This is a genomic window from Curtobacterium poinsettiae (assembly GCF_047226435.1).
Lineage (GTDB): Bacteria > Actinomycetota > Actinomycetes > Actinomycetales > Microbacteriaceae > Curtobacterium > Curtobacterium poinsettiae.
This window is the reverse complement of record NZ_CP178434.1, coordinates 1415656-1434009: the sequence shown is the minus strand read 5'-3', so window position 1 is coordinate 1434009 and position 18354 is coordinate 1415656. Positions and strand designations below refer to the sequence as shown.

At 72.1% G+C, this 18354-nt stretch carries 17 protein-coding genes; 4 read left to right on the top strand and 13 right to left on the bottom strand.

Annotated features, from left to right (window positions below):
• Window positions 1-8 precede the first annotated feature (8 nt).
• Window positions 9-1946: an AMP-dependent synthetase/ligase gene (locus tag ACL00U_RS06800; RefSeq protein WP_412873984.1), complete on the top strand. Its 1938-nt coding sequence runs from the start codon at window positions 9-11 to the stop codon at window positions 1944-1946.
• A 194-nt stretch (window positions 1947-2140) separates the two neighbouring features.
• Here ACL00U_RS06800 and ACL00U_RS06795 read toward each other — a convergent pair whose 3' ends face one another.
• From ACL00U_RS06795 to ACL00U_RS06785, 3 genes are all read right to left on the bottom strand, one after another.
• Window positions 2141-2272 (bottom strand): hypothetical protein, encoded by a 132-nt coding sequence (locus ACL00U_RS06795; protein WP_017886606.1) that lies wholly within the window; start codon window positions 2270-2272, stop codon window positions 2141-2143.
• 143 nt (window positions 2273-2415) lie between these two features.
• Complete coding sequence (locus ACL00U_RS06790; protein ID WP_214533644.1) at window positions 2416-2919, bottom strand: peptide deformylase; 504 nt, start codon at window positions 2917-2919, stop codon at window positions 2416-2418.
• Window position 2920: 1 nt separating this feature from the next.
• The gene (locus ACL00U_RS06785; RefSeq protein WP_412873983.1) at window positions 2921-6331 is read right to left on the bottom strand and encodes a pyruvate carboxylase; all 3411 of its coding nucleotides are present in this window, start codon (window positions 6329-6331) and stop codon (window positions 2921-2923) included.
• A 60-nt stretch (window positions 6332-6391) separates the two neighbouring features.
• On the opposite strand from ACL00U_RS06785, the gene ACL00U_RS06780 reads away from it, so the two are divergent.
• Window positions 6392-7204, top strand: coding sequence for a ParA family protein (locus ACL00U_RS06780; protein WP_027465232.1), 813 nt, complete (start codon window positions 6392-6394; stop codon window positions 7202-7204).
• Between the two features lie 675 nt (window positions 7205-7879).
• On the opposite strand, the gene ACL00U_RS06775 is transcribed toward ACL00U_RS06780, so the two are convergent.
• The 5 genes from ACL00U_RS06775 to ACL00U_RS06755 all read right to left on the bottom strand — a co-directional run bounded on the left by ACL00U_RS06775 (window position 7880) and on the right by ACL00U_RS06755 (window position 12019).
• The gene (locus ACL00U_RS06775; RefSeq protein WP_027465231.1) at window positions 7880-8440 is read right to left on the bottom strand and encodes a MerR family transcriptional regulator; all 561 of its coding nucleotides are present in this window, start codon (window positions 8438-8440) and stop codon (window positions 7880-7882) included.
• Window positions 8441-8624: 184 nt separating this feature from the next.
• Entirely contained in the window at window positions 8625-9329 is a 705-nt protein-coding gene (locus ACL00U_RS06770) for a MerR family transcriptional regulator (RefSeq protein ID WP_412873982.1), read from the bottom strand.
• Entirely contained in the window at window positions 9329-9808 is a 480-nt protein-coding gene (locus ACL00U_RS06765) for an FHA domain-containing protein (RefSeq protein WP_042537353.1), read from the bottom strand. Before ACL00U_RS06765 ends, ACL00U_RS06770 begins: the two co-directional genes overlap by 1 nt.
• Before the next feature lie 181 nt (window positions 9809-9989).
• Complete coding sequence (locus tag ACL00U_RS06760; protein ID WP_412873981.1) at window positions 9990-10988, bottom strand: FecCD family ABC transporter permease; 999 nt, start codon at window positions 10986-10988, stop codon at window positions 9990-9992.
• On the bottom strand, window positions 10985-12019 hold the full coding sequence (locus ACL00U_RS06755; RefSeq protein ID WP_082509334.1) for a FecCD family ABC transporter permease: 1035 nt from the start codon (window positions 12017-12019) through the stop codon (window positions 10985-10987). The genes ACL00U_RS06760 and ACL00U_RS06755 overlap by 4 nt, the downstream gene beginning before the upstream one ends.
• 159 nt (window positions 12020-12178) lie before the next feature.
• On the opposite strand from ACL00U_RS06755, the gene ACL00U_RS06750 reads away from it, so the two are divergent.
• Window positions 12179-13690: a S1C family serine protease gene (locus ACL00U_RS06750; RefSeq protein WP_412873980.1), complete on the top strand. Its 1512-nt coding sequence runs from the start codon at window positions 12179-12181 to the stop codon at window positions 13688-13690.
• Window positions 13691-13709: 19 nt separating this feature from the next.
• Here ACL00U_RS06750 and ACL00U_RS06745 read toward each other — a convergent pair whose 3' ends face one another.
• Both ACL00U_RS06745 and ACL00U_RS06740 read right to left on the bottom strand, forming a co-directional pair.
• Window positions 13710-14867: a hypothetical protein gene (locus tag ACL00U_RS06745; protein ID WP_017886596.1), complete on the bottom strand. Its 1158-nt coding sequence runs from the start codon at window positions 14865-14867 to the stop codon at window positions 13710-13712.
• A 560-nt stretch (window positions 14868-15427) separates the two neighbouring features.
• On the bottom strand, window positions 15428-15685 hold the full coding sequence (locus ACL00U_RS06740) for a hypothetical protein (protein ID WP_017886595.1): 258 nt from the start codon (window positions 15683-15685) through the stop codon (window positions 15428-15430).
• Window positions 15686-15718: 33 nt separating this feature from the next.
• On the opposite strand from ACL00U_RS06740, the gene ACL00U_RS06735 reads away from it, so the two are divergent.
• Window positions 15719-16081 carry an RNA-binding S4 domain-containing protein gene (locus ACL00U_RS06735; RefSeq protein ID WP_017886594.1) on the top strand — a complete coding sequence of 121 codons (363 nt, stop codon included), beginning with the start codon at window positions 15719-15721 and terminating at the stop codon, window positions 16079-16081.
• Here the strand turns inward: ACL00U_RS06735 and ACL00U_RS06730 are convergent.
• From ACL00U_RS06730 to ACL00U_RS06720, 3 genes are all read right to left on the bottom strand, one after another.
• Window positions 16075-16452 (bottom strand): hypothetical protein, encoded by a 378-nt coding sequence (locus ACL00U_RS06730; protein ID WP_017886593.1) that lies wholly within the window; start codon window positions 16450-16452, stop codon window positions 16075-16077. The genes ACL00U_RS06735 and ACL00U_RS06730 overlap by 7 nt on opposite strands.
• A 66-nt stretch (window positions 16453-16518) precedes the next feature.
• Entirely contained in the window at window positions 16519-17457 is a 939-nt protein-coding gene (locus ACL00U_RS06725; RefSeq protein WP_017886592.1) for a J domain-containing protein, read from the bottom strand.
• Between the two features lie 119 nt (window positions 17458-17576).
• Complete coding sequence (locus tag ACL00U_RS06720; protein WP_042537359.1) at window positions 17577-18323, bottom strand: phosphotransferase enzyme family protein; 747 nt, start codon at window positions 18321-18323, stop codon at window positions 17577-17579.
• Window positions 18324-18354 lie beyond the last annotated feature (31 nt).

The following is an 18354-nucleotide window of genomic DNA, read 5'->3' as shown; positions in this document are numbered from 1 at the left end:
GAGTCACCGTGAACAATCAGCGTCCTGCACGCAGCAGCGCCTCCACCGACACGTCCACCGCTGGCAGCGCCGCCACCGGGAGCACACCGTCGGCCGGGGAGCACCCCACCAGCCCCGACGCCGGCCCCGTCGCCCCGGACCACGGCTCGGCAGCGCGGCTCCTCGGCGACCGCGTCCGTCTGACGCCGGAACGTCCGATCCTCGCCCAGCGCCACGGCGACACCTGGACGACCTTCACCGCGGCCGAGACCCTGGCCCGGGTCCGGGGCATCGCGAAGGGCTTCGTCGCCGCCGGGCTCGAACCGGGCGCGCACGTCGCGATCCTGTCGCGCACCCGGCTCGAGTGGACCCTGGTCGACTTCGCCGTGTGGACCGCCGGCCTGGTGTCCGTGCCCGTGTACGAGACGAGCTCCCCCGACCAGGTGCGGTGGATCCTGTCCGACTCCGAGTCGGTCGCCATCGTCGTCGAGCAGGAGGAGCACGCGCGCCGCGTCGCCTCCATCGCACCCGACCTGCCCGCCCTGGGCCAGCACTGGACGATCGACGGCGGCGGCCTCGACGACCTGACCCGGCTCGGCGAGGACGTCACCGACGACGAACTCGACGCCCGCACCGCCCACGTGCACGGCCACGACGACGCCACGATCATCTACACCTCGGGCAGCACCGGCCGGCCGAAGGGGTGCGTCCTGCGGCACGACAACTTCACCGCCACGGTCGAGGGCGCGAGCGAGGCGATGCCCGAGGTGGTCGCCGACGGCGCCTCGACCCTGCTGTTCATCCCGCTCGCCCACGTCTTCGCGCGGTTCATCGCCGCGATGTCGGTCTCCGCGGGTGTCCTCGTCGGCCACGAGCCGGACACCAAGGACCTCATGCGGGCGGTGTCGACCTTCCAGCCGACGTTCCTGCTCGCGGTCCCCCGGGTGTTCGAGAAGATCTACAACTCCGCCGAGCAGAAGGCCGACCTCGGCGGCAAGGGCAGGATCTTCCGCGCTGCCGCCGACACCGCGGTCGCCCACTCCGAAGCCCTCGCCGCCGGCCGGGTGCCGTTCCTGCTCGGCCTGAAGTTCAGGCTGTTCGACCGGCTCGTGTACGCGAAGCTCCGCGATGCCCTGGGCGGCCGGGTCGAGTACGCCATCAGTGGTTCGGCGCCCCTCTCCCCGCGGCTCTCGCACTTCTTCCGCTCGATCGGGGTGCTCATCCTCGAGGGCTACGGCCTGACCGAGACCACGGCACCCGCCACGGTCAACCGTGCCCGTGAACTCCGCATCGGCACGGTGGGTCGCGCCCTGCCCGGCATCGAGGTCCGGATCGCCGACGACGGCGAGATCCTGATCCGCGGCGTCGACGTCTTCGACCGGTACTGGCGGAACGACGAGGCGACCGAGCACGCCTTCGCCGACGGCTGGTTCCGCACCGGTGACCTCGGCCGGCTCGACGGCGACGGGATCCTCACGGTCACCGGACGCGCCAAGGAGCTCATCGTCACCGCGAGCGGCAAGAACGTCGCACCGGCACCGCTCGAGGACGGCATCCGCGAACACCCGCTCATCGGCCAGGTGGTCGTCGTCGGCGAGGGCAAGCCGTTCGTCGCCGCGCTCGTGACGCTCGACCGCGAGATGCTGCCCGGCTGGTGCGAGTCCCGCGGGATCGCCCCGGCGCTGAGCGCACACGAGGCCGCCTACGACGAACGCGTGCTGTCCGCCGTCCAGGAGGCCATCGACACCGCGAACAGCCGCGTCTCCCGCGCCGAGTCGGTCCGGTCGTTCACGATCCTCGACACCGACCTGACCGAGGCGTCCGGGCACCTCACGCCCAAGCTGACGATCAAGCGGTCGGTGATCCTGCAGGACTTCGCCGCCGACGTCGACCACATCTACTCCGGGTCGAAGGTGCAGACGACGGCGACCCCGGTGGTCGAGGGGCGGCGCCGAGGCCGCTCCTAGCGCCGGGCCCGGCCCGGCCCGGCCCAGCGTACCGGGTCGCTTCGGGCGTACCGGGTCGGTTCTTCCGACCAGGGACGCCCGATCCCGCCAGGTGCGCGCGGTTGTGGACGCAACGGTCTGGAGGCCCGGATCGCGTCCGTCGGACGTGATCCGGGCCTCCAGGCCGTCGAGCGGGCGCCGGGGCGCCTGCGGGGTCAGGCCTCCTGCGGCTGCTCCGTCGCGGGGGCGTCGAGGACGGCGGTCGAACCGGTCGTGACGGTGGCCTCGGCCGGTCGACGGTTGGTGCGGGTGCGGTGCGAGCTCAGCTCGTCGTTCTGACTGGTCATGCGGGAGTCCTGGGGGGATCGGATGGGCCGTCGGTGGGAGGCCGACAGCAGCACGGTACCCCCTCGTCAGGACAAAGCGACAATCCCCCGTGGGGGTGTCACACCCGAGTTCACAGCCCGCGAACGCGGGCCTGTGGGACCGCTCAGTGGAACCAGTCCTGCGCGCGGATGTCGCGCAGCGCCTGACGGCGGACCTCGGGGTCGAGCGTCATCACGTAGACCGTGCCGTCGAGGTGGTCGCACTCGTGCTGGAGCGCCTCGGCCATCAGTCCGGTGCCCTCGAGGACGACCTCGGCGCCGTCGACGTCGACACCCCGGACCTTGGCGTACGGGTACCGACGCGTCGGGTAGCCGAGGCCGGGGACGGAGAGGCACCCCTCTTCCATGAGCTCGGGCTCCCCGGAGACCTCGACGACCTCGGGGTTCAGGACGTAGCCGACCTCGCCGTCGACGTTGTACGAGAACGCGCGGAGCCCCACGCCGATCTGCGGCGCGGCCACCCCGGCACGTCCGGGTTCCTTGACGGTGTCGACGAGGTCCTGCACCAGGTCACGGACTCCGGTGCTCCCGAGCAGTTCGGGTCGGATCGGATCGGCCGGCGATCGGAGGACGGGGTCGCCGAACAGGCGGATGGGACGAACGGTCAATTTACTGCAGCACCACCAGGAGGTCGCCGGCGTCCACCTGCTGGGTCACCGGGATCGCGAGTCGGCCGACGGTGCCCGACACGGGCGCCGTGATGGCCGCTTCCATCTTCATCGCCTCGATGCTCGCCACCGGCGTACCGGCTTCGACGACGTCACCGACGGCGACCTTGAGCGTCACCACACCGGAGAACGGCGCGGCGACGTGCTTCGGGTCGGACGCATCGGCCTTCTCGGCCGCCTTCGTCTCGACCTCGACCGAACGGTCGCGGACGGCGACCGGGCGGAGCTGCCCGTTCATCGTCGCCATGACCGTGCGGATGCCCTTGGCGTCCACCTCGCCGATCGCCTCGAGCCCGACGAACAGGTCGACGCCCTTGCCGAGCGGGACGCTGTGCTCCTGCCCCGGGCGCAGCCCGTACAGGTAGTCGACGGTCGGCACGACGGACAGGTCGCCGTACTGCTCCCGCACACGCTGGAACTGCTGCGTCGGCTGCGGGAAGAGCAGGCGGTTGAGTGCCTGCTGCCGCTCGGGTCCGGGGGTCTCGAGGTGCGCACGCTCGTCCGCGGGCACCGGGGTGATCTCGAGTCGGACGTCACGCCCGGCCAGGACCTTCGAGCGGAACGGCTCCGGCCAGCCGCCGGGCAGGTCGCCCAGTTCGCCGGCCATGAACCCGACCACGGAGTCCGGGATGTCGTACTTGTCGGGGTTCTGCTCGAAGTCGACCGGGTCGGCACCGACGGCGGCGAGCTGCAGCGCGAGGTCGCCGACGACCTTCGACGACGGCGTGACCTTGGTCGGGCGCCCGAGGATCCGGTTCGCCTCGGCGTACCAGTCCTCGACCTGCTCGAACCGGTCACCGAGCCCGAGGGCGATCGCCTGCTGCCGGAGGTTCGACAGCTGACCGCCGGGGATCTCGTGCTTGTAGACACGCCCGGTCGGACCGGCGAGCCCGGACTCGAACGGGGCGTACACGCGACGGACCGACTCCCAGTACGGCTCGAGGTCACCGACGGCGTCGAGGGACAGACCGGTGTCACGCTCGGTGTGGGCCAGGGCGGCGACCAGGGCGGACATGCTCGGCTGGCTGGTCGTGCCGGCCATGGGTGCTGCGGCCACGTCGACGGCGTCGGCCCCGGCGCGCGAGGCGGCGAGCAGGGTCGCGAGCTGCCCGCCGGCGGTGTCGTGGGTGTGCACGTGCACGGGCTGGTCGAAGCGCTCGCGCAGCGCGGTGACGAGCTTCTCGGCCGCACCGGCACGCAGGAGACCGGCCATGTCCTTGATGCCGATGACGTGCGCGCCGGCCTCGACCATCTGCTCAGCCAGGCGGAGGTAGTAGTCGAGCGTGTAGAGGTCCTCGGCGGGGTCGAGGAGGTCGGCGGTGTAGCAGAGCGCCGCCTCGGCGACCGCCGTGCCCGTCGCGAGCACCGCCTCCAGCGCCGGACGCAGCTGGCTGACGTCGTTCAGCGCGTCGAACACGCGGAAGACGTCGACGCCGGACCGAGCGGCCTCGTCGACGAAGGCGTCGGTGACCTCGGTCGGGTAGGGCGTGTACCCGACCGTGTTGCGGCCACGGAGCAGCATCTGGATCGGGATGTTCGGCATCGCTTCGCGCAGCGAGGACAGGCGCTCCCAGGGGTCTTCCCCGAGGAACCGGAGGGCGACGTCGTACGTCGCACCTCCCCAGGCCTCGACGCTGAGCAGCTGCGGGGTGAGCCGCGCGACGTGCGGTGCGACGGCGACGAGGTCCTTCGTGCGGACCCGGGTGGCCAGGAGCGACTGGTGGGCGTCCCGCATCGTCGTCTCGGTCACCGCCAGGGCGGTCTGGGCGCGGAGGGCCTTCGACCACTCGGCTGGACCCATCGCCAGCAGGCGGTCGCGCTGTCCCTCGGGCACGGGCGTCGTCAGGTCGGTGGCCGGGAGCTTGTCGGCCGGGTCGGTGACGAGCGGCGACCGCTCACCGTTCGGCTTGTTCACCGTGACGTCGGCGAGCCAGGTGAGCACCTTCGTGCCGCGGTCCTTCGAGACGTGGCCGCCGAAGAGCTGGGGGCGTTCCTCGATGAACTTCGTCGAGACGTCGCCGCGGGCGAAGTCCGGGTCCTCGAGCACGGCCTGCAGGAACGGGATGTTCGTGCTGACGCCGCGGATGCGGAACTCGGCGAGGGCGCGCTTGGCCCGGGACACCGCCGCCGGGAAGTCCCGACCGCGGCAGGTCATCTTCGCGAGCATCGAGTCGAAGTGCGGGCTGATCTGCGCGCCGGTGGCGACCGTGCCGCCGTCGAGCCGGACGCCCGCGCCGCCGGGGCTGCGGTAGGTGCTGATCCGGCCGGTGTCGGGACGGAAGCCCTGCGTCGGGTCCTCGGTCGTGATGCGGGTCTGCAGCGCGGCGCCGTGCACGGCGACGGTGTCCTGCGACAGTCCGAGGTCGGCGAGGGTCTCCCCCGCCGCGATGCGCATCTGCGACTGCACCAGGTCGACGTCGGTGACCTCTTCGGTGACCGTGTGCTCGACCTGGATGCGCGGGTTCATCTCGATGAAGACGTGCTGGCCGACGCGTTCGCCCTCGGTGTCGAGCAGGAACTCCACGGTGCCGGCGTTGACGTAGCCGATCGACCGGGCGAAGGCCACGGCGTCGCGGTGCAGTGCCTGCGCGATCGCGGGGTCGAGGTTCGGCGCCGGGGCGATCTCGACGACCTTCTGGTTGCGCCGCTGCACCGAACAGTCCCGCTCGAACAGGTGGATCGTGCCGCCGTCGGTGCCGGTCGCGTCGGCGAGGATCTGCACCTCGATGTGGCGCGGACGGATGACGGCCTGCTCGAGGAACATCGTCGGGTCGCCGAACGCACTGTCGGCCTCGCGCATCGCGGCTTCGAGGGCGTCGCGCAGCTCGGGCTTCGTCTCCACCCGGCGCATGCCACGGCCACCACCGCCGGCGACGGCCTTGGCGAACACCGGGAACCCGATCGCGTCCGCGCCGGCGATGAGCTCGTCGATGTCGCGGCTCGCCGGGGTGCTCGCGAGGACCGGGACGCCGGCCGCGATCGCGTGCTCCTTCGCGGTGACCTTGTTGCCGGCCATCTCGAGCACGTGCTCGCCCGGACCGATGAAGGTGATGCCGTTCGCCGCTGCTGCCGCGGCGAGCTCCGGGTTCTCGGACAGGAACCCGTACCCCGGGTAGATCGCGTCGGCCCCCGACTCGCGGGCGACGCGGATGATCTCGGAGACGTCCAGGTACGCCCGGACGGGGTGGCCCCGCTCCCCGATCAGGTAGGCCTCGTCGGCCTTCAGACGGTGCAGGGAGTTCCGGTCTTCGTACGGGTAGACGGCGACCGTTCGGGCCCCCAACTCGTAGGCGGCACGGAACGCGCGGATGGCGATCTCGCCACGGTTCGCAACGAGGATCTTCGTGAACACGACGTCCCTTTCAGCCCGGGTTGAGGTGAGACAACCCTAGTGGCGGTAACGTTGCTCAACGTGCATGTACTCAGCGTGAGCTCCCTCAAGGGTGGTGTCGGCAAGACGACGGTGACGCTCGGCCTGACCTCGGCCGCGTTCGCCAAGGGACTGCGCACGCTGGTGGTGGATCTGGACCCGCAGTCCGACGTCTCGACGGGCCTCGACATCAACCTCGCCGGCCACCTCAACGTGGCCGACGTCCTCGAGAACCCGAAGGAGAAGATCGTCCGTCAGGCGATCGCCCCCTCGGGCTGGACGAAGGGGTCGCAGGGCAAGATCGACGTCATGGTCGGGTCGCCCTCCGCCATCAACTTCGACGGGCCGCACCCGTCGATCCGCGACATCTGGAAGCTCGAAGAGGCCCTGGCCAACGTCGAGCAGGACTACGAGCTCGTCCTCATCGACTGCGCGCCGTCGCTGAACGCCCTGACCCGCACCGCGTGGGCCGCGTCCGACCGCGTCACCGTCGTCACCGAGCCCGGCCTGTTCTCCGTCGCCGCCGCCGACCGTGCGCTGCGCGCCATCGAGGAGATCCGCCGCGGACTCTCCCCCCGCCTGCAGCCCCTCGGCATCATCGTGAACCGTGCCCGCGTGCAGTCGCTCGAGCACCAGTTCCGCATCAAGGAACTCCGCGACATGTTCGGTCCGCTCGTGCTCTCCCCGCAGCTGCCGGAGCGCACGTCGCTGCAGCAGGCGCAGGGTGCGGCGAAGCCGCTGCACGTCTGGCCCGGCGAGTCCGCGCAGGAGATGGCGAAGAACTTCGACCAGCTGCTCGAGCGCATCATGCGCACGGGCAAGATCGGTCCGTACGCCGAGGGCGGCGCCGCCTAGGTCGGAGTCGGCACGCCGACGGGTCACAACACCCCGCTCACGTCCGCCGACTGGTCACCAACCGTCGGCCGAAGCCCGCGCAGGCGACAGTTCGTGACCACTCGGCGACCCGCACACGACGGTTCGTGACCACGCCGCGACGGCCTGGAGGCGCGACCCGCCCGGGCAGACACGCCCGGCCCCTGCACGCCCAGCGGTCACGACACCCCGCTCACGTCCACCGACTGGTCACCAACCGTCGGGCGAGGCCTGCGCAAGCGACAGGTCGTGACCAATCGGTGCCGCGCACACGGCGGTTCGCGACCACCCGCGAAGGGCCTGGAGGCACGCCCCCGCCCCAGCGGACACGCCCGGCCCCGGCACGCCAAGGGGTCACAACACCCCGCTCACGTCCTCCGAGCGGTCACCAACCGTCGGCCGAAGACCGCGCAGACGACAGTTCGTGACCGCTCGGCGCCGCGCACACGGCGGTTCGTGACCACGCCACAACGGCCTGGAGGCACGCCCCGCCCCAGCGGACACGCCCGGCCCCGGCACGCCCAGGGGTCACACCACCCCGCTCACGTCCGCCGACTGGTCACCAACCGTCGGCCGGCAGCGTCGCAGCCGACAGGTCGTGACCACACGGCGACCCGCACACGACGGTTCGCGACCACAGGGCCGGAACGCGGATGGTCAGGAAGCGCGAGAAGCGCGACGAGCGGCGAGCTCGTCGGAGGGGTCGGCCGCAGCGGTGGCGTCGAGCTCGACCAGGGAGCTCTCGACCTCGCGCAGGACCTTGCCGACCGCGATGCCGAAGACGCCCTGGCCGCGGGACACGAGGTCGATGACCTCGTCGTCGGAGGTACACAGGTACACCGAGGCACCGTCGGACATCAGCGTGGTCTGCGCCAGGTCGGAGACGCCGGACTCACGGAGCTGGTTGACGGCGGTGCGGATCTGCTGCAACGAGATACCGGTGTCGAGCAGGCGCTTCACGAGCTTGAGCACCAGGATGTCGCGGAACCCGTACAGGCGCTGCGAACCGGAGCCGGCGGCCCCGCGGATCGTCGGCTGCACGAGCTCGGTGCGGGCCCAGTAGTCGAGCTGTCGGTACGAGATGCCGGCTGCCCGTGCGGCGACGGTGCCGCGGTAGCCGTTCTGCTCGTCGTGCTCGGGCAGACCATCGGTGAAGAGCAGCCCGAGGTCGTACCGGGTCACATCAGACTCGGTGCCAGGGGTGTCGTTCCCACTCATGAGCTTGCCTTCCACGACGATCGAGCTCCCACCCGAAGCTTCAACGACGGGTTGAGAGTTGTTCCGAGGTCCACGGTAGCGACTCCGACCGCTCCCGCGCGGGACATCCGACCCGGCGCGTCCGGCGTGTCGAGGATACGCCCCGACCACTGACACACAAGCCCTGTCGGAGCACCGGACGGCGTCATGCGTCGAGACGACCGATGGCCTGGCGGATGAGGTTCGACCGGATGATCTCGAGGTGTCCCGCTATCTCGCGGGCGAGCTCGGTGGCCTTCGCGCGCGAGGTGGCGTCGCCCCGGCGGGAGACCGGCATGAGGGCGGACTCGATGAGACCGACCTCACGCTCCGCAGTACTGCGGAGCGTGCGCAGGTGCCGCGGCTCGATGCCGGTGCGCTGCAGTTCGACCAGGGCCTTCAACACGGAGACGCCGTCGTCGCCGTAGGTGTCGGTGGGCGGCAGGAGCGAGGCCGAGACCGCGTCGGCGAACAGCATCGGCGAGGCACCGGCCGCGCGGACGGTCTCGTCGCGGGTGTACCGACGTTCACGACCGAGGATCGACGGCTTCGGCGCGTCTCCGCCCCCGGGCAGGACCGGTTCGCGCCCGGCGTCGAGGTCGGCGAGGTACTCCTTGATGACCTTGAGCGGCAGGTAGTGGTCGCGCTGCAGTCCGAGGATCACCCGGAGACGCTCGAGGTCGGCGGCGGAGAACTTGCGGTACCCGCTGGCCGTGCGGATCGGGGTGACGAGCTCGCGCTCTTCGAGGAACCGCAGCTTGGAGCTCGACAGGTCCGGGAACTCGGGCTTGAGGCGAGCGAGGACCTGCCCGATCGTGAGCAGGTCCGGTGCCGCGGACCCCGCCCGGGCCGCAGCGGACCGTGCGGCCACTACGCGTTCGCCAGGCGCGCCAGGTCGACCCGAGATGCGTAGAACGTCAGGCGGAACTTGCCGACCTGGACTTCGGCCCCGTCGGTGAGCAGCGCTTCGTCGATGCGGACACCGTCGAAGTACGTGCCGTTCAGGGAACCGTTGTCCTTGACGCTGAAGCTCGTGCCGTGGCGCAGGAACTGCGCGTGCTTGCGCGACACGGTGACGTCGTCGAGGAAGATGCCGGCGTCGGGGTGGCGGCCGGCCGTCGTGACGTCGGAGTCGAGGAGGAACCGCGCACCCACGTTGGGGCCACGACGGACCACGAGCAACGCCGACCCGGAGGGCAGGGCGTTGACGGCTTCACGTTCTTCGGTCGAGACACCGGACTCGGCGGTGAGCGCCGCTCCCATGTCCATGCTGAAGGTCAGCGTGGTGTCGACCAGCCGCTGTTCCGGGGACTTCTGACCGCCCGGCTGCGGGACCACTGGATCTGGCATCGGTGGACCTCCTCCTCTTGGCCTACCAGCGTATCGGAAACGAAGCCCCGAGCGGCAGCCCCGATCTGGGACTGTGGAGAGACTTCCGCGATGCGCGAACGCACGACCGGCGTCAGCGAACCAGCATGACCCACGTCAACGAACCAGCTCGACCAGCGTCAACGAACCAGCACGACCCGCGTCAACGCCCCCGCGCGAGCAACCAGAGCAGGTACGGCGCGCCCACGACACCCGTCACGACCCCCACCGGCAGCGCGTTGCCGGGGATCGCGAACTGGGCGAGCAGGTCGCTTCCGAGCGTGATCGCGGCGCCGACGGCTGCCGCCGGCGCGAGGGCGACCCGACCGCCGCCGACCAGGCGTCGAGCGATCGGGGCTGCCATCAGCGCCACGAACGACACCGGACCCGCGGTGGCGACGGCTGCGGCGGTCAGGCACACGGCGGTGAGGAGCAGGAGCACCTTCGCGCGGTCCGGTCGGAGCCCCAGGGCGGCGGCGACCTCGTCCCCGAGGCTCAGCACCTGCAGCCGAGCGGACTGCAGCAGTGCGAGCACGCCGAGCACGACGAACGCGACACCGAGCACCCCGACCAGGTCACGGTCGACGGCGTTCAGGCTGCCGGAGAGCCACAGCAGTGCTGTTCCGGCCTGGGTGACGGTGCCGCTCGTGAGCATCCACCCGGTGATGCTCAGGCAGATCGCCGCGACACCGATGCCGACGAGGACGACCCGGTTCCCGGTGATCCCCCTCCGCCAAGCGAGCCCGGCGATGGCGATCGCGACCACCACGGCGCCGACGAGCACGACCGAGAACAGCATGCCGCCGCTCGCGCCGAACAGCACGATGGCGGTGAGCCCGGCGGCGCTGGCCCCCGAGGTGATCCCGATGACGTCGGGGCTCGCGATGGGGTTCCGCACGACGCTCTGCACGATCGCGCCGGCGACACCGAGGCTGGCGCCGACGAGGACCGCGCCGAGCACCCTGGGGCCGCGGAGCTGCCCGATCACGAAGTCCGAGATGCGGTCCCCCTGGCCGAACAGGCTGGCCAGCACCTGACCGGGCGTGAGCGGGATCGACCCCGCGCCGAGCCCGATCAGGACGAGCACCGAGATGACCACCACCACGGCGACGAGCACCGCGACCTCACGGCGCAGCCCGACGGAACGGAACAGCGGCTTCACAATCCCCGCACCGCCCTCGACCGCACGAGCGCGATGAACACCGGCGCCCCGATGAGTGCCGTGACGATGCCGACCTGCAGCTCCCCCGGGTACGCGACGACGCGGCCGATGACGTCCGCCACGAGCAGGAGTGCGGGGGCGACGATCGCCGACAGCAGGATGGTCCACCGGTGGTCCGGGCCGCTCAGGCGACGGACCGCGTGTGGCACGGCGAGGCCGACGAACGCGATAGGCCCGGCGGCGGCCACCGCGGACCCGGCCAGCAGGACGGCGACCAGACCGCCCACGGCACGGACGAGCACGACCCGCTGCCCGAGCGACGCCGCGAGCTCGTCCCCGAGCGCCAGGGTGTTGAGCGACCGACCGAGGCCGAACGCGATCACCAGCCCGACGAGCACCGGTGCCGTGATGACCCCAGCCGTGCCGAGGTCCTTGCCGGCGAGGGCTCCGACCTGCCAGAACCGCAGCTGGTCGAGCAGGCTCTGGTCGGTCACGAGCACCGCGGTGGTGACCGACGACAGGGCAGCGGCGACGACGGCTCCGGCGAGGGCGAGCCCGACGGGCGAGAGCCCCCGCCGGGCGACGGCCGCGATCCCGTAGACGAGCAGGGCCGCGAGGGCGGCCCCGACGAACGCGAAGGGCAGGTACGCGGCCGTCCCGCTCACGCCGAAGAGCGCGATCCCGGCGACGACGGCCAGGGTGGCGCCGGAGTTGATGCCGAGGACGCTGGGGTCGGCGAGCGGGTTCCGGGTCACGCCCTGCATGACCGCCCCGGCCACGCCGAGTGCTGCTCCGGCGAGCAGACCGACGACGGTGCGCGGCACGCGGTTGCCGAGGACGATCAGCCCGATCTCGTCGTTCCTGCCGGGGTGCAGCACCGTGTCGAGGACGGTCCCGAGCGGGATCGGCCGTGAGCCGTACGCGATCGACAGGGCACACGCCACGGCGAGGACGACGACCGCCAGCACGGTCGCACCGACGAGTCGGAGGACGGAGCTGGGAGCCGGGGGCGGGGACGTCGACGGAGGCATGGAGGTAAGGCCACCCTAACGCCGGAGCCCTGTTCGGAGTCCCCCGAGCAAGCCCGGAGCGTGCGCAGGGTTCGTTCATAGGCTCGTCATGGGGAAGCCCTCTGTACTGGTCTCCATCGACGCCCGACCGGGCCGTCGAGGGACGACCGGAGAGCACCGATGAACGAGACCCCGAACCCCGCCGCCGCCGACCACGACGAGAACGGCACCCCCGCCGCGCAGCAGCAGGCTCCCGGGATGCACTGGGAGGCACCGCACGCCGACCCGGCTTCCCTGTGCCCGGCGTACGCGTTCGACGGATCCGGCCCGTACCTGTACGGCCCGGACGGCACCGGCCCCTACGCCTACACGCCCGACGGCCGCGGCCCCTACCTGATCGGCAGCCCCGCCCTCGCCGGCGCGAACCACGCCTGGGCCTCCTCGGCGGCGACCGCGAACCACTACGGTGCCGCGACCCACTCCGGCGCCGCGAACCACCCCGGTCTGACGAAACGCCCCCGCCGGCTCGGGCTGATGATCGGCTCCGGCATCGCTGCCCTCGCGATCGTCGGCGCTGCGGGCGGCACCGCACTCGGACTGTCCTCGCAGGGCACCACCACCACGTCGAGCCAGTCGCAGGGCACCACCACGCTGCCCGGCACCGGTACCGGCAGCAGCAGCGACGGCACGAACGGCTTCACGGTGCCCGGCGACGGCAGCGGCAGCGGCACCGACGGCAGCAGCGACGGCAGTGGGACGAGCACCCAGTCCCCCGCCACCGCGGCGACGGCCGCCGACAAGAAGGGCGTCGTGACCATCAACACCGTCCTGAACTACGACGAGTCGTCACAGGCGGCCGGTACCGGCATGGTCCTGACCTCCGACGGCACGATCCTGACGAACAACCACGTGATCCAGGGCGCGACGAGCATCACCGTCACCGACGAGACCACCGGCAAGCAGTACAAGGCCGACGTGGTCGGGGCCGACGCCACGAACGACGTCGCCGTGCTGAAGCTCGAGAACGCCTCCGGGCTGTCCACGGTCACGCTCGACGACGACGGCGAGCCGAGCACCGGTGACACCGTGAAGGACGTCGGCAACGCCGAGGGCACCGGCAACCTCGTCTCCGCCGAGGGCACGGTCACGGCGACCGACCAGGACATCCAGGTGCAGAGCGAGTCCGGCACCGGCACCGAGTCGCTGAGCGGCCTGCTCGAGATCTCGGCGGACATCGTCTCCGGTGACTCCGGCGGGCCGGTGCTGGACAGCGAGGGCGAGGTCGTCGGCATGGCCACCGCGGCGTCCTCGGGCACGGCCGACGTCACCGGCTACGCCATCCCGATCAGCACCGCGAAGACGATCGCCCAGAAGATCCTCGCCGGGGAGTCGTCGAGCACGATCACCATCGGGCTGCCCGCGTTCCTCGGCGTCGAGGTCAGCAACACCGCCACCACCACGGGCGGCGTCCCGGTCGCCGGCACGGTCGAGGGCTCCGGTGCCGCCAGCGCCGGCCTCGGTGCGGGTGACACGATCACGAGCATCGACGGCACCGCGGTCACGAGCTCAGACCAGCTGACCAAGGTCGTGCAGTCGCACTCGGTGGGCGACAAGGTCAGCGTCCGGTACACCGACAGCGCCGGCACCGCGAAGACGGTCACGATCACCCTGACCGCCGGCCCCGCCGCGTAGCGGAAGAACCCGGGCGCGCTCAGCCCAGCAGCGCCCGCACCACCGACCGGTACACGTTCGCCGGGGAGTCCGTCCGGAAGGCGGTCTCCCCGGCCTTCGTCGTCCCCACGCGCGCGAACCCGTGTCCCTCGGCCCGCACGATCGTGACCGGTTTCGGCTTGCCCGGTCGACGCAGGTACGAGACCGTCCACGGCGCGGCCCAGAACCGCGCGAGGCGCGGGTCGGCCTCGGCCAGGGCCTCCGGCAGGTCCGGCACGTCCGGACCGCCGGCCAGCTTGCGGCCGAGCAGGTGCCCTGGGAGCGACCCCGTGCGGAACGGGAAGGTCCACGTCGGACCGATGCCGAGCCTCCCGGCCAGCAGCGCGACGGCCCGGTCCGGCGTGACGGAGGCGACCACGGCGCCCGCCGCGTCGGTCCCGTCGACGACGGTCTGCGACCAGGCCTGGAGGCGCGACTCGCCCCCGTCGGGCAGGTGCTGTTCCAGCGTGACCGGCTGGGCATCGCCCTGCCAGGGCTCGAGGAGGGTCTGGGTCGACTCCGGCAGGGTGCCGAGCCGGCCGACGAGGCCCGCCTCGATGAGTTCGCGGCCCGCGGCGGTGCGGAGGAGCGTCGGGTTCCACCGGCGTCCGGCGAGGCTCCGCAGGGTGCCGATCGCGTTCGCGCTGAGCCGGGGGCCGTCGAGCGACGGTGCCGGGGCGGGGGCCGGCAGGTGTTCGAGGTCACGCTCGGGGCGGACCGGGACCGTCTCGGTGGCGCGGACGCTCTCGAGGACTGCGAGCACCAGGTCGTCGGTCTCGAGCAGCCGGGCGAGCGGGCGTTCGATCGTCAGGTCGACGCGGTGCCGACCGGTGACGAAGAGCAGGTGGGTGCCGGCGACGTCGCCGTGTTCGTCGGGCCGGACGTACTCCACGAGCCGAGCCGGGGCACCTGCGGCCGTCCAGGGGTCGCAGCCGACGAGCAGCAGCCCCTCGACGGAGCCGGGCAGCCGTGCGAGCAGACCGGTGTTCTCGTCGCCGATCGCGCGGTCGCTGGGACGGGATCGGACGGTGAGGACGACGTCGTCGCCGGTGACGCGCAGGTCCGCCTGGGCTGCGTCCTCGCGGCGCCAGGAGTCCGGGCGGCGGAGGGTGAGGCGGGCGGTGCGGTCCTCGGTGCCGAGCGGGACGGGGACTGCCATGGGATGAGCGTATGTCGGGAGCGGGGCGTGGGGGCCTGCGGCTCGCCGGGGTGGGCGGGGTGCGTCGGGTTCGCACGGAGGTGCTGGTTCGCACGGTGCGAGGTTCGTCAGCTGGTGCGAGGCTGGTGGTTCCGTGCGGCACCACAACCCCGCACCGAGCCTCCGGCCACGCACCCGCCGACGACGTCCGCACCGTGCAACCCCGGCTCCGCGAATCCCGCACGGTGCCGGCCGCGCCACACCGTGCGAGGCTGGTGGTTCCGTGCAGCACCACAACCCCGCACCGAGCCCCCGACGGCGCACCCGCCGACGAAGTCCGCACCGTGCGACCCCGGCTCCGCGAATCCCGCACGGTGCCGGCTGCGCCACACCGTACGAGGCTGGTGGCTCCGTGCGGCTCCGCGAATCCCGCACGGTGCCGGCCGCGCCACACCGTGTGGAGCTGGTGGCTCCGTGCGGCACCACAACCCCGCACCGAGCCTCCGGCCACGCACCCACCGACGAAGTCCGCACCGTGCAACCCCCGCTCCGCGAATCCAGCACGGCGCGAGCCGAGCGCGTCAGCGCCGCGCGGGCCGCGCGGGTGGGGGCGGCGGGACGGGCTTTGCGGCGACGACGTCGACGAGCCGGACCTCGACCGGGCCCCGGCGGGTCGAGATCGTCACGGCGTCGGACGTCCGGGTCACCAGGTCCCCGAGCGCGTCCTGCGCGCCGTCCCCGTGGTGTGCGCGGACCACCAGGCGGTCCCCGATGGCGGCGTCGCGGAGCACTCCGAGCGCACGGGCCCGCGCGATGGCCGCCTGTTCGTCCGCCTGCACCGCCCCAGGGTACGGGCCGCCTAGAGTGTCGGCATGGAGAAGGCCCGGGTCGACAGCTGGATCTGGGCCGTCCGGATCACGAAGACCCGGTCGGCCGCGACCGCCGCGTGCAAGGCCGGTCACGTCCGGGTGAACGGGGAACGCGCGAAGCCCGCGCAGCCGATCGGTCCCGGCGACGAGGTGCGGGTGCGGCAGAACGGCTTCGACCGGATCGTCATGGTGACGGGCATCATCCTGAAGCGCACGAGCGCCCCCGAGGCCGCGAAGCACTTCGAGGACAAGACCCCGCCGCGGCTGTCGAAGGAAGAGGCCGGGTTCGTCCCGATGCGGGAGCGCGGTGCCGGACGGCCGAGCAAGCGGGAGCGCCGCGACCTCGAGAAGCTCCGCGGCTACTGACGCTTCCCGGACCCGGACCCGGGCACGTAGACATCGACCACGATCTCGAACGTGTCGGACTCGACCTCGATCCGTTCTCCGGTCCACGGAGCCTCGAGGTGCCCGTCGTCGTCCGGGTCCGATCCGCCCAGCGCACGACCGGACGGGACGCGGTGGACGGGGATGCGGGTGCCGTCCTCGGCGATGACGAACAGGTCGGCCACCCGACCACGGAACTGCGTGATGCCGAACGGGTCGTCGTGGTGCCGGGACTCGGCGAACCGCGGCGTCCTGCCGTACGCGGAGAAGGCCGCCGTGGTCTCCCGTTCGTACGCGGGCCCGCAGCAGTCGTGCTCCCACCCGCCGACCACGACGACGACCTCTTCGCGCATGCCGTGATCGTACGACGCGTCGGACGGTGACGGTCGGAACCCGGGGTCGGGGCCAGCGGTCGGGGGTCAGACGAAGCGGACGGTCTGCTGCAGACGGTCGCGGATCTCGAACACGTCGACCGAACCGACCGGCGACCAGACGCCGTTCAGCACCTGGGGCAGCGCGCTCCGGCGGACGACGAGCGCCGTGGGCTTCTTCGGGGAGCCGACGAGCTGCACGTCCTCGGTGACGGCGGTGTCCGGCACGACGAGCAGCCGGCCGGAGAACCGCACCCGGGTCTGCTTCTGCACGGCACGGGCGGCGCGGACGAGTTCCTTGACGGGTCGCTCCCCCGGTGCGAGCGTCTCGCCGACGATCTCGCCGTGCTCGACGTGGACCGGCGCACCCCAGTCGATGGACTCGACGGCCCAGAGTCCGCTCGGGGTCAGGACGGCGTGGTCGAGCTTGCCCTCGGCCCCGGCGTCGAGGTCGTGCCACACCGTGACGCCGATCCCCATGTCGGAGACGATCAGGGCGGTCGCCTCTTCGGCCAGGGCCTCGGCGAGCAGCCGCCGGATGTGGCGGGGCGCGGAGCGGATGAGGGTGGGGTCGTACGGGTCCTCGATGGGGTCGCCGAGACCGACCCACTCGCGCTCGGCCTGCAGGAAGACCTCGCGTGACCGACCGCCGGGGTGTCCGTGGGACCGGGCCCGGGGGCGTGTGTCGCGACGCGCTGCCGGGGGCGCGTAGGCGTCGCGACCGGTGTCACCCCTGCCGGCGGTCGCCCCGGACGGACCGGACGCGCCGTACGCGCGGGACCCGATGTCGTACGCGCGCCGGGCCGCCGGCGTGCCGATGCGCTCCCATGCGAGCTGGACCTGGCGGAAGCGCTGGGCGTCGCCGCCGAGGTCGGGGTGCGTCTCGCGGGCCGCCCGCCGGTAGGCGCGGCGGAGCGCTTCGTCGTCAGCCGTCGCGGGGACGCCGAGGACTTCGTAGGGGGTGGCGTCGGCCGGGCTGTCCGTCATGGCCCTGCGACATTACCGGAGGCAGTGTCGGAGTCCGCCGCATGGTTGCTGGGTACGGTCTGGGCCCGTGCCGCTGGTCCTGCACCAACGCGCCAGCGGCGGATCGGCCGTGCCGGTGGTCACGCGACGGCGGCGGTGATGGCTGCTGCGTGCTGCTCCAGGTAGGCGACGTCGGCGCGGTACAGGTCGGCGTGGCCGTGCTGCAGGTCGCTGACGAACTTCGGGTTGCCGGCCGCGGCTTCGTGCTCGATCGTCGTGACGAGGGCGACCAGGGACGCGATCATCGTCTCGGCGAGGACCCCGCGGGAGCGGTCGTCGAGGGCGTAGGCGCGGCAGAACTCCGCGGCCCGAGCGAGCCGCTCGTCGAGGTCGGGGGTGGTCGAGCCCTCGACCGCACCGGTGGTGAACGGTGCGAACCGGTAGACGGCACTCGCGACGTCCCAGACGCGGGGGCCGGGGTGCGCGGTGTCGAAGTCGATCAGGCCGACGGCGGCGATGCCGTCGTAGACGCAGTTGTACGGGGCGAAGTCGCCGTGCACGATCGTCTCGACCGGGGCCCGGTCGGCTTGGGACCAGAGGTCGTCCTCGGCGCTGCGCGGGAAGCTGGCGGCGGCGTCGTGGAACTGGCGGAGCAGGCGGGCGCTGGTCACGAGGGCGGCCTCGCTGGCGATGTCTTCCGTCCAGGGGTACTCCCCCGCGACGCCGGGGACGAACGAGACCGTCTCGAGGGTGTCACCGAGGGCGATCGGTTCCGGCGCGGCGACGAACCCCTGCTCGTGCAGGTGGGCGAGCAGCCGGTGCACCGTGGGTGTCCACAGCCCTGCGGGGCGGTGGACTCGGTCGTCGGCCCTGGTGATGCGCTCCAAGGGGAACCTCCTGCTGTTGCGTCTCCGTTGA

Excerpts from the sequence above, each read along its gene's own strand:
- ACL00U_RS06795 (WP_017886606.1), bottom strand. The coding sequence starts at position 2,272 with ATGACCAGTCAGAACGACGAGCTGAGCTCGCACCGCACCCGCACCAAC.
- ACL00U_RS06725 (WP_017886592.1), bottom strand. The coding sequence starts at position 17,457 with ATGACGGACAGCCCGGCCGACGCCACCCCCTACGAAGTCCTCGGCGTC.
- ACL00U_RS06750 (WP_412873980.1), top strand. The coding sequence starts at position 12,179 with ATGAACGAGACCCCGAACCCCGCCGCCGCCGACCACGACGAGAACGGC.
- ACL00U_RS06755 (WP_082509334.1), bottom strand. The coding sequence starts at position 12,019 with ATGCCTCCGTCGACGTCCCCGCCCCCGGCTCCCAGCTCCGTCCTCCGA.
- ACL00U_RS06735 (WP_017886594.1), top strand. The coding sequence starts at position 15,719 with ATGGAGAAGGCCCGGGTCGACAGCTGGATCTGGGCCGTCCGGATCACG.
- ACL00U_RS06745 (WP_017886596.1), bottom strand. The coding sequence starts at position 14,867 with ATGGCAGTCCCCGTCCCGCTCGGCACCGAGGACCGCACCGCCCGCCTC.
- ACL00U_RS06765 (WP_042537353.1), bottom strand. The coding sequence starts at position 9,808 with ATGCCAGATCCAGTGGTCCCGCAGCCGGGCGGTCAGAAGTCCCCGGAA.
- ACL00U_RS06730 (WP_017886593.1), bottom strand. The coding sequence starts at position 16,452 with ATGCGCGAAGAGGTCGTCGTCGTGGTCGGCGGGTGGGAGCACGACTGC.
- ACL00U_RS06775 (WP_027465231.1), bottom strand. The coding sequence starts at position 8,440 with ATGAGTGGGAACGACACCCCTGGCACCGAGTCTGATGTGACCCGGTAC.